Origin of the sequence: Streptococcus sp. 2022WUSS083 (genome assembly GCF_044427155.1) — a bacterium.
Classification (GTDB): Bacteria; Bacillota; Bacilli; order Lactobacillales; family Streptococcaceae; genus Streptococcus; species Streptococcus hashimotonensis.
On sequence record NZ_JAOTGK010000005.1, the window covers coordinates 135,771 to 149,971 of the forward strand.

At 43.1% G+C, this 14,201-nt stretch carries 10 protein-coding genes; 2 read left to right on the forward strand and 8 right to left on the reverse strand.

Features of this window, described 5'->3' with window-relative positions:
• Positions 1-151 precede the first annotated feature (151 nt).
• The 5 genes from ODU41_RS07895 to dinB form a co-directional block, all read right to left on the reverse strand.
• Positions 152-790, reverse strand: a complete 639-nt coding sequence (locus ODU41_RS07895; protein WP_014636205.1) for an endonuclease III domain-containing protein — start codon at positions 788-790, stop codon at positions 152-154.
• Positions 791-837: 47 nt separating this feature from the next.
• On the reverse strand, positions 838-1,758 hold the full coding sequence (locus tag ODU41_RS07900; protein ID WP_208546084.1) for a 1-phosphofructokinase family hexose kinase: 921 nt from the start codon (positions 1,756-1,758) through the stop codon (positions 838-840).
• A gap of 103 nt (positions 1,759-1,861) precedes the next feature.
• Positions 1,862-2,488 carry an NAD(P)-dependent oxidoreductase gene (locus ODU41_RS07905; protein ID WP_208546083.1) on the reverse strand — a complete coding sequence of 209 codons (627 nt, stop codon included), beginning with the start codon at positions 2,486-2,488 and terminating at the stop codon, positions 1,862-1,864.
• A 127-nt stretch (positions 2,489-2,615) separates the two neighbouring features.
• On the reverse strand, positions 2,616-3,035 hold the full coding sequence (locus tag ODU41_RS07910) for an Rrf2 family transcriptional regulator (RefSeq protein ID WP_172076236.1): 420 nt from the start codon (positions 3,033-3,035) through the stop codon (positions 2,616-2,618).
• A gap of 43 nt (positions 3,036-3,078) precedes the next feature.
• Entirely contained in the window at positions 3,079-4,146 is a 1,068-nt protein-coding gene (dinB, locus tag ODU41_RS07915) for a DNA polymerase IV (RefSeq protein ID WP_024402036.1), read from the reverse strand.
• A gap of 315 nt (positions 4,147-4,461) precedes the next feature.
• Here dinB and pflB point away from each other — a divergent pair, with 315 nt between their 5' ends.
• Positions 4,462-6,807: a formate C-acetyltransferase gene (pflB, locus tag ODU41_RS07920; RefSeq protein WP_023369171.1), complete on the forward strand. Its 2,346-nt coding sequence runs from the start codon at positions 4,462-4,464 to the stop codon at positions 6,805-6,807.
• Positions 6,808-7,260: 453 nt separating this feature from the next.
• Here the strand turns inward: pflB and ODU41_RS07925 are convergent, their stop codons facing one another.
• Both ODU41_RS07925 and ODU41_RS07930 read right to left on the reverse strand, forming a co-directional pair.
• Entirely contained in the window at positions 7,261-8,208 is a 948-nt protein-coding gene (locus ODU41_RS07925) for a serine hydrolase domain-containing protein (protein ID WP_208546082.1), read from the reverse strand.
• A complete protein-coding gene (locus ODU41_RS07930; protein ID WP_398578875.1) occupies positions 8,205-8,951 on the reverse strand; it encodes a CppA N-terminal domain-containing protein in 747 nt (248 codons plus the stop codon). The genes ODU41_RS07925 and ODU41_RS07930 overlap by 4 nt, the downstream gene beginning before the upstream one ends.
• 169 nt (positions 8,952-9,120) lie before the next feature.
• Between ODU41_RS07930 and ODU41_RS07935 the strand changes: the two genes are divergently transcribed.
• Positions 9,121-11,388: a Xaa-Pro dipeptidyl-peptidase gene (locus tag ODU41_RS07935; RefSeq protein ID WP_208546080.1), complete on the forward strand. Its 2,268-nt coding sequence runs from the start codon at positions 9,121-9,123 to the stop codon at positions 11,386-11,388.
• A gap of 71 nt (positions 11,389-11,459) precedes the next feature.
• Here ODU41_RS07935 and ODU41_RS07940 read toward each other — a convergent pair whose 3' ends face one another.
• Positions 11,460-13,970, reverse strand: a complete 2,511-nt coding sequence (locus tag ODU41_RS07940) for a G5 domain-containing protein (RefSeq protein WP_208546079.1) — start codon at positions 13,968-13,970, stop codon at positions 11,460-11,462.
• Positions 13,971-14,201 lie beyond the last annotated feature (231 nt).

Here is a 14,201-nt window from a genome sequence, read left to right on the forward strand (position 1 = left end):
ATGAGGCTTCCTCGCTCTTCGTAGTAATAAAAAATACACTAATTGATACTCAATGAAAATCAAAATCAAGCTAGGCGACGCAGATGCAGATAGAACTGAGGTTCATCAAATCAAGTCAACAACGTCTGATTTTGATTTTCGAAGAGTATGACTATATCATCAACCATGATTCATCAAGCTGCCCCTTTGTTAATCTGAACTGCTTGCCATGTTCATCAATCAGTGCATGAAGCTCCTGAGCGTCTTTTACCGACCAATCTTTTATCTGCTCTGTAAATTCCTGTCTCAAACTCAAATAATCCTGAGACTGGCTAAGTCCTAACCGATTAAATAGTCGAAGAGCATATTGATCCGCCACAAAAACACTTCTTCGACACAAATAGAGCAAAATAACATCCGCAGTTTCATTGCCAACCCCCTTCAAGCTCAGCAGCTCTTTTCGGAGTACTGCTGTCTCAACACGATCTAGGCGAGAAAAATCTCCATCGAACTGATTGGCCCACTCAACCACTGACCGAATGTAGAGTGATTTTTGCTTGAAGAATCCTGCTGGGCGAATGCATTCTTGTAAATCCTCCACAGGCATCTCTAAAAGCGAATGAATTGTCAACCGTCCCTCCAACTGTTCTAAAGCACGCTTGGCATTTGCTTCCGTTGTTTGCTGAATAAGAATCATAGATACCAAATCCTTTATAGGATTTTCATCATTCCACCAGTGAAATTCACCATATCGCCGTTTTAAATTTTGGTAAAGAACCGTCAACTGTTCCACTACTATCCCCCATCTCACCTTGTTTCTCCTTGCCATTATAGCACGATGAGTAAAAGGATACAATGCTACAGTTCCTCTAGTAATATTGTATCTACTATCTCTTCAAACTGCTCTGCTTCAACCTCTGGAAAATAATTCAAACAATTAGCTGTCGCAAAGGCTGCTGCTTCTTTCAAAAAGATTTCTGGGGCTTGACCTTGACTGATTCCCTTGACTAGCAAGCCCAGATAGAAATCCCCTGCGGCAATCGGATTACGCGTTTCTTTCTTTGGTGACTGAATACGGAAGAAGCGCTGACCAATTTTTGCCAGACTGCCTCTGCCTCCCATGGTAATAATGATATTCTCATGAGGGGTCACTTCTTTCAGAATACCTAAAATAGCTTCAGGACTTTCTTCATCCAGCTCTGGATAAATATCTTTCAGCTCCTCATTATTGATTTTGATAAGGGCTGGGCGAGCTTGATAAGCCGCACGTAGAGCTGGTCCACTGGTGTCCACTATGGTCAGAACCTCTGGGTATTTTTCAATAAACCGCTGAATATAATCATCCGGCATCCCCTTCATCAGACTACCAGAAAAGACTAGGATATCGCCAGCTTGCAGGCTATTTTCAATCTGCTGAGTGAATTGGTTGAGCAAATCCTCTGTTAGTTCAAAACCTTTTTCATAAAATAGTACTACATCGCCTGTACTGGTTTCTACGTAAATATTGCAGGTTCTGGTGTTCTGGTCATTTTCAACCACGCGCAGGGCATTTCCACCATCAGCATTAAGCTCCTGAATATAGCGACCAATCTGCCCACCTAAAATGGTATGGATAGTGTAGTCTGGCACTCCATTTTCTCGAAGTGCATAGGCCACGTTGAAACTTTTTCCACCAGGATAATCCCTCACTTCTGTCGGTCTCAGGGGAATATTCTTTTCAATCTTTTCCACAAGAAGCGTGCGGTCTAGGGCTGGATTGGGACAAATCAAGTGAATCATGGGGTTCTCCTTTTCTTTTTGTTTATATTATTATACTATATGCAAGTAACAAATAAAAAGATAATTCCTCGATGGGAACTATCTTTTAGACCATTTAAAATTTTTATGCAAGTACGGAAATTCGTTCCTGCTGGTAGCCACCTTTTTCCACAATGTCAACCAAAGCCACAGCATAGTCGGCATAACTAATATAGCTTTCACCTTGGGCATTGACTTGGAAAACCTCGCCAGCAATAGTGTAGGCACCTGCTTTTTGACCTTCTGCATCAAAATCGGCTGCAGGGCTGATATAGGTCCAGTTAACTGCTGTCGCCTGACGATAGAGGTCTAGACCAGCACCCATAGCCTCAGCGATTGGCAGGTAGTCCGCAGGGAAATCTGGTGTATCTTTCAGCATAGCTGTCTGGCTCTCGTCTAAATAAAGACTGCCTGCACCACCAACTACTAAAAGACGAGTTGGACTACCAGCAAGGATGGTCGCTAGATGCTCAGCAAGACGAGCGTGATCCGGCAAGGTTTCTGGTGTCCAAGCACCAAAAGCATTGACTACTACATCAAAACCGGCCAAATCTTCTTTGGTAAGAGCAAAAGCATCCTTCTGGATTACTTCTTGGGCTACGCTCTTGTTTTCAGAACGGACAATAGCCGTCACCTGATGACCACGTTCTACTGCTTCCTTTGCAATAGTTTGACCTGCTTGACCATTCGCTGCAATAATAGCAATTTTCATATTGATACCTCACTTGTTTCGTTGTAACGTTTTTATTTACAACCATTAGTTTATACTATGCCTGTTGTAATGTCAAGCATTACAACTAAAAAGTTTAAAAAAAATCATCACGAGGATGATTGAATACCTATAATTCGGCTAATAAATCAGCAATAGTCGTGCGTTCCAACTCTTTTTCCAAAGCCGACTGAGCATTTTCCAAACGGCTATCTAGCAGGGGATGAATATTGCGACCTACTTGGCAGGAAGGATTCGGTTGCTCATGAAAAGCGAATAATTGACCTTTTTCTCCAAATAACTCCACAGCCTGATAGACATGCAAAAGTGTAATCTGGTCTGGACCCTGTGCCAAGCGAGCACCTCCAACACCACGCGCTACTTCTACCAGACCAGCCTCCTTGAGTTGGGACAAAATATTTCGGATAATGACAGGATTAACCCCGACACTGCCTGCAATGCTAGTACTGGTCTGTTTTTCTTTTTCTCCTTCCAGAGCCAAGAGAACCAAGATATGGCTGGCAATGGTAAATCTACTTGAAATTTGCATCTCTTCTCCTTTTTTTTCAGTCTATCATAGACTGAAACAGAACTCAAGTTTGAAAATTAGTCACGGTCACACCCAGCAAACGAATACCTTTTTCAATCTTCCCAATTTCTTCAATTAGTTGACGAACCTCTTTCTCAATCGTTTCCGTCTGGTCCGTATACACCTCTAGACTATGACGTTTCGTCAAGGTAGAAAAGTCACCATAACGTACCTTTAAAACAATTGTTCGCCCCTTTTTTCCATTTCGCTTCAAACTGGCTGCGACCCGTTGGCAGAGACTGATTAGCTCTTTCAAGACATCCTCCTCCCGATAAAGAAGTTTGCGATAGGTTCTTTCCTTTCCAATTGACTTACGAACACGGTCCACTTTAACGGGCGAATTAGAAATGCCCCTCGCTTTCCGATAAAGGTCGAAGCCAAAACGCCCAAATCTATCTATCAAAACCATTTCTGGTACATCTAGCAAATCTTTCCCCGTGTAGACCCCCATCTCATGCAGGCGTTCCACCGTCTTCTTCCCCACACCGTGAAATTTTTCAACAGGCAGGGAGGCGAGAATACCAACAGCATCTTCAGGTAGAATCAAGGTCAAACCGTGCGGTTTTTCCATATCAGAGGCAATTTTTGCTAAAAATTTATTATAGGAAACGCCTGCGGAAGCTGTCAGATGCAATTCATTCCAAATATCGTATTGGATAAGCTTGGCAATCTTAACCGCAGAGCTGATACCCAACTTATTTTCTGTTACATCCAAGTAAGCCTCATCGATAGACATGGGCTCCACCAAATCAGTATAGCGATGAAAAATTTCTCGAACCTGTCGCCCAACTTCCTGGTATTTTTCATAATTGCCAGAAATGAAAATCGCCTGAGGACAACGCTCATAGGCCTCTTTTGAGGACATAGCCGAGTGAATACCAAAGGCACGCGCCTCATAATTACAGGTAGACACCACTCCTCTACCGCCAGATAGTCTTGGGTCAGCCCCAATGATAACAGGTTTGCCCTTCAAAGCAGGATTATCCCTGACCTCAATGGCAGCAAAAAAAGCATCCATATCTACATGAATAATTTTTCTAGATAAATCATTGATTAAGGGAAAAATTAACATGACTGCCTCTTCCTGTTTTCAAGTTTAACTCGCTATATTATACCGCATTTCTTAGGAAGTTTCAGCCTTTAGATTCGTTGAACCAGCCATCTTACCAATACAATAAACGACAGCTTATCACCTTATTACAAATACAAGCAGAAATTCACTTTGAAAATACCAACTATGTCTTTCAAATTTTTTCATATTCCTTGAAAGGTTTTTCATTTATTTTCAAGTATTTTTGTCTTGTAGAAAGTGTTTTCAAATGGTATAATGATGACATGTTGGTATTGATACAAAGTCGATACCCAAAAGCATAAAAGGAGAACCCTCATGTCAACAAAAGTTAAAACAAAAAATGTTGCTGAAGACATTTTCGCCCAAGCCTGGGAAGGCTTTAAAGGTACAGATTGGCAAGATAAGGCAAGTGTAACACGCTTCGTTCAAGCCAACTACACTCCATACGATGGAGATGAAAGCTTCCTCGCAGGCCCAACTGAGCGTTCACTTCATATCAAAAAAATCATCGAAGAAACAAAAGCTGGCTACGAAGACACTCGCTTCCCAATGGACGTAGATCGTGCTACTTCTATCGCTGATATTCCAGCAGGTTTCATCGATAAAGAGAACGAACTCATCTTTGGTATCCAAAACGATGAGCTCTTCAAACTCAATTTCATGCCACGTGGTGGTATTCGTATGGCTGAAACAACTCTTATCGAAAACGGCTATACTCCAGACCCACTCCTTCATGAAATCTATACAAAACACGCTACAACTGTAAACGACGGTATCTTCCGTGCCTACACAGCTGACATCCGCCGTGCTCGTCACTCACACCACGTTTCTGGTCTTCCAGATGCATACTCACGTGGTCGTATCATCGGTATGTACGCTCGTTTGGCACTTTACGGTGCAGACTACTTGATGGAAGAAAAAGTAGCTGACTGGAATGCAATTACTGAAATCGATGAAGAATCAATCCGTCTTCGTGAAGAAATCAACCTTCAATACCAAGCATTGCAACAAGTTGTACGCTTAGGTGACTTATACGGTGTTGATGTTCGCAAACCTGCGATGAACACCAAAGAAGCTATCCAATGGACAAACATCGCCTTCATGGCAGTATGTCGTGTTATCAACGGTGCAGCAACTTCTCTTGGTCGTGTGCCGATCGTTCTCGACATCTATGCAGAACGTGACTTGGCTCGTGGTACATTTACTGAATCTGAAATCCAAGAATTTGTTGACGACTTCGTATTGAAACTTCGTACAGTGAAATTCGCTCGTACAAAAGCCTTCGACGAAATCTACTCTGGTGACCCAACATTCTTGACAACCTCTATGGCAGGTATGGGTAACGACGGTCGTCACCGTGTTACTAAGATGGACTACCGTTTCTTGAACACACTTGACAACATCGGTAACTCTCCAGAACCAAACTTGACAGTTCTTTGGTCAGACCAACTTCCATATTCATTCCGTCGCTACTGTATGGCAATGAGCCACAAACACTCTTCTATCCAATACGAAGGTGTGACAACAATGGCGAAAGATGGTTATGGCGAAATGTCATGTATCTCTTGCTGTGTGTCACCACTTGACCCAGAAAGTGAAGACCAACGCCACAACATTCAGTACTTCGGTGCTCGTGTGAACGTTCTTAAAGCTCTTCTTTCAAGCTGGAACAACGGCTACGACGATGTTCACAAAGATTATAAAGTGTTCGATGGTGTTGAACCAAATACTTCTGAAATCTTTGACTACGATCAAGTTATTGCCAACTTTGAAAAAGCCCTTGACTGGTTGACTGACACTTATGTAGATGCTATGAACATCATCCACTACATGACTGACAAGTACAACTATGAAGCAGTTCAAATGGCATTCTTGCCAACTCACCTTCGTGCAAACATGGGCTTCGGTATCTGTGGCTTCGCAAATACTGTTGACTCATTGTCTGCTATCAAGTACGCACAAGTGAAACCAATCCGTGACGAAGATGGCTTCATCTACGATTACGAAGTAACTGGCGACTTCCCACGTTATGGTGAGGATGACGACCGTGTAGATGACATCGCGAAATGGCTCATGGAAGCATTCTTCTCTCGCTTGAACAAGCACAAATTGTACAAGAATGCTGAAGCAACTGTGTCTATCTTGACAATCACTTCAAACGTTGCTTACTCTAAACAAACAGCTAACTCACCAGTTCACCGCGGTGTATTCCTCAACGAAGATGGTTCTGTTAACACTTCTAAAGTGGAATTCTTCCCACCAGGTGCCAACCCAACTTCTAAATCTCGTGGTGGTTGGTTGCAAAACTTGAATACTCTTTCTAAACTCAACTTCAAACATGCCAACGACGGTATCTCATTGACAACTCAAGTTTCACCAAAAGCTCTTGGTAAAACATTCGATGAGCAAGTGAACAACTTGGTGACAATCCTTGACGGATACTTCGAACAAGGTGGTCAACACGTCAACTTGAACGTTATGGACTTGAACGACGTTTATGACAAGATTATGGCAGGTGAAGATGTCATCGTTCGTATCTCTGGATACTGCGTAAACACCAAATACCTCACTAAAGAGCAAAAAACTGAATTGACTCAACGTGTCTTCCACGAAGTTCTTTCAATGGACGACCACGCTGCAGAAGTTTCAGGTCAAGCTTAATCAAGCAAACACAAAAGGACTTGCACATGCAGGTCCTTTTACTATGTCGAAAAATCTACTGAGTGTTGCGGAAGGATAGTTATAGTCTTTTAGTTTACTTTTAGTACTAGGCAACGAGCTGCAGACAGCTTGTACAGTCGAGTGACTGTGCAAGGTTGGAGATAGCACTTGCGGAGCAAGTCACCCCTGCAGAGTACGGCAAAGCGAGTTCAAATACTCCAGTGGAGTGTTTGAAATTGGAAATAAGGAAACGATGTTTCCTCACTCGTCGAAGCAATAAAAGAAAAACTAAACGACTATATACTCAATGAAAATCAAAAGTCGCCTAAGAAACGAAGTCGAAGATAGAACTCTGTTACTTTCTTATTTCAAGGTAACAGGCTGAAAACCTCCACTGGAGCTTTTCACTCATCAAGGCTCTTGACAACGGATAATGTTGATTTTCGAAGAGTATTAGTCAATAGCCTCTTCTTCCTCCAAGACCTGACGAATCAAGACCATAACCTGGTTTCTATCCAACTTCCACTGGGCCCGCTCATCCTTGTCAAAAGTACGATTCGAAAGAAAAATCGCAGCTTTCTGCAAGGGACGATTGTACATGATAAAGGTCCCCGTATAGCCTGTGTGGAACAACCAGTCCCCCTTCTTATCCCAAGCCAGAGACCGCTTGCGCTTATCATCAAAACCGTAATCCTGCGTTAAATTCGCCGCAAAGTCAGCCGTCAGACAGTGTTCCAAAAAGATTTCCAAATCTTTTACGGTCGAAAAGAGACCTGCACTTCCCGCGTGGAGGCCCAAGACACGCGCCTTGGGATCATGCACCACACCTGCCTTGACGCCACGCACCGTCGGCACCGCCTGACTGACTGGTCCAAAGGAGGTTTGGGACATACCAAAGGGCTCTAGAACGTCTCGACTAATCAGCTGGTCTAGACTGTCTCTACCCAGTTCCTCCAACAAAAAGCCCAGCAAGAGAAAATTAATGTCTGTGTAGAGGAAATCTTTCTTATCCGTTACGGTAATCTTCAAAATTGCTTCCTTGAGCTGGTCGGCATCCAGACTATCCCGATTGGGAATGAAGGGATTGATACCACTAGTATGGGTCAATAATTGCCGAATGGTGACCTCACTATCCGCAAAAGCTGGATAATAAGACTGCAAGGTCCTATCTAGCTCCAAAGCTCCGCTATTAACCAGAAAAGTCGCAAGAGTCCCTACTCCAACCACCTTGGAAACAGACGCCAAATCATAGGTCAAACCCGCCTCAACTGGTAACTGACCATCCTGGGTCCCTAAATAATATTCCTGCCACTGACTCTTAGAAAAAAGAGCCAGACTGGCACCAGGATAAACTCCTTGCTCAATCTGCTCTGAAACCTTGTCTAAAATTACTTGTCTCATTTTTCGAACCACAATTCAATACCACTTGGGTCAACCGTTTGGATAAAGCTTGCTTTTTTATCTTTAAAGAATGGTCCTTCCAACTGGCTTTCCAAATGTACCCAATCAAAATCCTGCTCAACGGGAAAACGCAAGCCTTCTAAATCCCAAACTTGTTCTGCAGGAGTTAATAAATCCTTACCTTCTGCTCCAACAAAACGCAAAAAGGCTTGTTGAGGTAGGATAGCCTCATAATAGTCTTGGCTGATACTAGCCTGTGGGGTATTAATCCAAATAGACTCTACTGTAAAAGCAGTCAATCCAGAAAAGTCATCCTGCACCTTAAATGGAACAGGTGGAAGGATTGCTTTTAGGTCATCAACAGACGCTTCTGCATGTAAAAGGAAGGTGTCTCCTTCTGGCGATACAGCTTCAAAACCATAGCCATTTTTTCCTTGGTAGAGCTGACTATACTGTGACCCTTGCGCTAGTAAAGCTTCAATTTCAGAGGCATTGTCTACTTTTATCACAATTTTATTCAATTTTTTAAGCCCTTCGACAGCACGGGTGCGATTACCAGGAGATTCTGTCAAAACGAGCTTCGTTTCTGGGCTTATTCTATCTCCAAAATCAGCAAAAGGACCATCTTCTAGCTTGGTTTTCATTCCTAGATTTTTTTCTAAAAATCCTTGGTTAATAGCCCTATTATTAATACGTAAAACAGGGACTATAGTTTCATTTTTTCTCAACACGATACATTTCACTCCTCAGTCATTCTACAATATTGTATAAAAAATTTCGTCATTTTACAACTAATTGTATCGTCGTTTTATACATTAATATCTTTATATATACTGATAATTTTTAGACAAACACTAGCTTATCAGATATAATAGCTATTATAGACTATTATCCTAAAAAAGAGGAGAATTTATGCGCTTTAATCAATTTTCTTTTATAAAAAAAGAGACCTCCGTCTACTTGCAAGAGCTTGGTGCTCTAGGATTTCAACTGATTCCTGATGCAAGTAGTAAGACAAATTTAGAAACCTTTGTCAGAAAGTGCCATTTCCTGACAGCCAACACCGACTTTGCCCTGTCCAACATGATTGCGGACTGGGATACGGACCTGCTGACCTTCTTCCAGTCTGACCGTGAGTTGACTGACCAGATTTTCTACCAAGTTGCCTTTCAGTTGCTGGGCTTTGTGCCTGGCGTAGATTATACAGATGTCATGGACTTCGTGGAGAAAAGCAACTTCCCGATTGTCTACGGGGACATCATAGACAACCTCTACCAGTTGCTGGCTACCCGCACCAAGTCTGGAAACACCTTGATTGACCAGCTGGTTAGTGACGATCTCATTCCAGAGGACAATCACTACCACTTCTTCAACGGCAAATCCTTGGCAACCTTTTCAACAAAAAATCTCATTCGAGAGGTGGTCTATGTCGAAACGCCTGTCGATACGGCTGGGACTGGCCAGACTGATATTGTCAAAGTTTCCATCCTCCGTCCGCAATTTGACGGGAAAATCCCTGCGGTGATTACCAACAGCCCCTATCATCAAGGAGTTAACGATGTAGCCAGCGATAAGGCCCTGCACAAGATGGAAGGGGAGTTAGCAGAAAAACCAGCTGGCACCATTGAGGTCAATCAGACCAACATCACCAAACTGGACTTAGACCAACGCGAGCTACCTATCAGCGCTGCTACCGAAAAACTGGGCCACATGACTTCATACTCCCTCAATGACTACTTCCTCGCTCGTGGCTTCGCCAGCCTCCATGTGTCTGGGGTCGGCACTCTGGGCTCGACGGGCTACATGACATCTGGCGACTACCAACAGGTGGAGGGCTATAAAGCGGTGATTGACTGGCTGAACGGTCGCACCAAGGCCTACACAGACCACACCCGCTCGATTGAGGTCAAGGCCGATTGGGCCAATGGTAAGGTAGCGACGACGGGACTGTCTTATCTCGGTACCATGTCCAATGCCTTGGCAACAACTGGCGTAGACGGATTGGAAGTCATCATCGCAGAAGCAGGGATTTCCTCTTGGTATGACTACTACCGTGAAAACGGGCTGGTGACCAGCCCTGGCGGCTATCCAGGCGAGGATCTGGACAGCTTGACCGCCCTGACCTACTCCAAGAGTCTGCAAGCAGGGGATTTCCTCCGCAGTAAATCAGCTTACGAAAAAGGACTGGCGGCAGAACGTGCTGCCCTGGACCGCACCAGTGGCGACTACAACCAGTATTGGCATGACCGCAACTACCTGCTCCACGCTGACAAGGTCAAGTGTGAGGTAGTCTTTACCCACGGCTCACAGGACTGGAATGTCAAGCCAATCCATGTCTGGAATATGTTCCACACCCTGCCAAGCCATATCAAAAAACACCTCTTCTTCCACAACGGTGCCCACGTGTATATGAACAACTGGCAGTCTATCGACTTCCGTGAGTCCATGAACGCCCTGCTCAGTCAAAAACTGCTGAGCTACGAGAATAACTACCAACTGCCAACGGTTATCTGGCAGGACAATAGCGGTGAGCAAACTTGGACGACCTTGGACACCTTTGGTGGTGAAAACGAGGCTGTCTTGCCACTAGGTACTGGAAGCCAGACCATTGCCAATCAGTATGCCCAAGAAAATTTTGACCGCTACGGCAAATCCTACCCTGCCTTTCACCAAGACCTCTATGCAGGCAAGGCCAACCAAGTCAGCATCGAGCTGCCTGTAAGGGAGGACCTCCTGCTCAACGGACAGGTCACCTTGAAACTCCGTGTGGCTTCTAGTGTAGCCAAAGGCCTCTTATCTGCTCAGCTATTGGACAAGGGAAGCAAAAAACGCCTAGCCCCAATCCCAACGCCCAAAACGCGGCTGAGCTTGAACAACGGTCGTTACCATGCCCAAGAAAATCTGGTGGAGTTGCCTTATGTGGAGATGCCGCAACGCTTGGTGACCAAGGGCTTTATGAACCTGCAAAACCGCACCGACCTGATGACTGTCGAGGAAGTGGTGCCTGACCAGTGGATGGACCTGACTTGGAAACTGCAGCCGACCATTTATCAGCTGAAAAAAGGTGATGTCTTGGAGCTGATTCTCTACACCACTGACTTTGAGTGTACTGTTCGGGATAATTCTCAATGGCAAATCCACCTTGATTTAAGTCAATCACAGTTAATTTTACCGCACTAATATTTGATTTTCAGTTCTAAAAAGAGGCTGGGCGTTTCCGCCCGGCCTCTTTGTCGCTGTTTCATAATGGTTTAGATTTGATCTTTAGATTTTTTGTTTATAGCTGTAGCGACTACTGTCAAGCTAATTCCAGCTAAACCAAGGCCTACTAAGGCTAGGTTATTGCGTTGTTCACCTGTTGCAGGTAGTGTTGCTTTGTTTGCAGAAGGTGCACCTTTGTGACTCAGTGTCGGATTCGATTGTACTGAAGGAGTTGTTTTTACTTCTTCTTTCTTCATTTCCAAGCTACCTTTTACAAGGATACGATTTTGACCTTCAACAACAGTCTCTGATAATAGGTTGGTTGCGACAACTTTACCATCAACTATGACATCTTGATAAACAGATACTTTTTTACCTGCTTTTCCTTCTTGAAGAAGGTATGATTTGCCAAGCGCTAGGCTTGCATCATATCTGATTTCTTCTTTGATAGGGAGAGCTTCTTCTACCTTTCGTTCTTTTGTTGTGAAATCTAGCTTTGGTTTTTCCGCCGTTTTTGGCGCGACTTCTGGAACTGCTGTCTTAGGTGTAGAGTCTTCCGCTTTTGGGTGCTCAGCCTTTGGCATTTCCTCCTTCGGCATGTCTTCTGCTTTCGGTTGCTCCATTTCTGGTTGCTTAGCCTCTGGCATCTGTTTGTCAGACTCTACTTTATCAGTTTTCGGTGCTTCCATTTGTGGTTTGTCCACTTTTGGTTGCTCAGCGTCTGACATTTCCGTTTTTGGTGCTTCCGGTGTTGGAGGAGTCGGCTTACCAGCCTCTGGTTCCATTGGTTTTAGAGCCTCGTCCTCAGCTTTCGACGTAATATCTGGTGTTTTTTCCACTAACATGCCTTTTGCAATCAGACGGTTGACTGGGGCTTTACGGTCTTCTGAAAGGAGATTACTTGCTATGACATTCCCTTCAACAATCACATCTTGATATTTCTTAACCAATTCGCCTTTTTGACCTTCACGAAGAACCTTTGTCTGACCAAGTGGCAAACTAGCATCGTCTTGTTCTTCAACCATATAATCCAAAATTTCTCGCTCTACTCGCTCTTTAACAGTAAAGTCTAATTTTGGTTTTTCAGGCGCTGTCGGTGCTGTATCAGGATGTTTCTCTACTAACATGTTTTTTGCAATCAGACGGTTGACTGGGGCTTTACGGTCTTCTGAAAGGAGATTACTTGCTATGACATTCCCTTCAACAATCACATCTTGATATTTCTTAACCAATTCACCTTTTTGACCTTCACGAAGCACTTTTGTTTGACCGAGCGGCAAACTAGCATCATCTTGTTCTTCCACCATATAATCCAAAATTTCTCGCTCTACTCGTTCTTTAACAGTAAAGTCCAATTTTGGTTTTTCAGGAGCTGTCGGTGCTGTATCGGGATGTTTCTCTACCAAAGTACCTTTTGCAATCAGATGATTGACTGGCTCTTTACGTTTTTTGGAAATGAGTGTACTTGCTACAATTGTATCACCAACAATCACATCTTGATAAGTCTCAGACTCTTCGCCTCTCTCACCTTTTTGTCGTTCCTCTTTCTCACCAAGTGGCAAGTTTGGATCTTCCTGCTCTTTCGTTTCGAAATCTAAAAATTGATATGTTGTTCGTGTTTGAACTTTAAAATCTAATTTTGGTTTTTCGGCTACTCTAGGTGCTTCCTTAGGAACTTCTGTTTTGAGGTTATCACCTTCTATTTTTTCAGCTCTCTCTTTAATCCTTTCAAGTGCTGCTTCTGAATTCCCAACAGATACTCTAAGTAAATCTCCTTCTTGGCTAAAAGTACCGCTATCCTCTCTTTGCTCTAAATATGTCTTATACTCTTTTTCAATTTCTGGATCGTTAATATATTTTTTACGATACTGAGCAACCTCACGTGTTAAGCGTTCCATCGTAATATGGTGTTTAAAATCAGCCAATCTTCCATATACACTTTGAATCTTAGCATCCCCCTCTTCAAGTGTATGAGCAAGTTTTATATCTGCCTCTCCAACACTTAAAAAAGATTCCCAAGTTTCTTTTTGCAGTGAATAATCTGATTTAGTATAATCCCTAAACACCTCCAGCTCTTCCAAATCTCTTTCTAACTCTTTTACAAGTTTTTTAAGATTTTGAAGAGGTGAATTTTTAACTTCGGTATTCTCTGATACTTCTTCCTTAGCTTCGCTCGTGAGGGCTGCTGGGGCAGGAGTTGGTTCTTCTGATTTTTCAGGTTCAGAGGCTATATTTTGTTCAGCAGACTTCACTTCTGGATCTGCCTTTTCAGCAACTGGAGTTTCTGATGTTGCTGGAACTTCTTCTTTAGCTTCTGGCGCAACTTTTGATTCAAGATTCGTATTTTCTGTACTTACTGTTCCAGTAATCTGTACTGTTGGCTCGGTTTCTCCCGTTGGCTGAGTTGCTTCAACTTGAGTAGATTCCGAAGCCACTGTCGTTGCAAAAGCGGTTGTTGTCGAGACCCCAGCCCCAAGTAAGCAAGTGGCAATTAGCACTGAGCCTACACCGACTTTAAATTTACGAATACTATATCTGAATTTTTTCTTTGCAGTTTCCATTTCTATTATTCCTAATTTATATTTTATTATATACTGTTATTGTACCATGATATTCAGGTGTCGGGTGTATTTTTTATATATTAAAACTCTACCGAATAGCTACGTTTCTTCATCATTGAATACATGTAACTCTTTTCTACCATTTGTCAAGCCTTTCAAGGTATTTGATGAACAATATTTTGAATTCAGTAGTCAAAATAAGGAAATTATTTTATTTTGGACTAAAGTTTA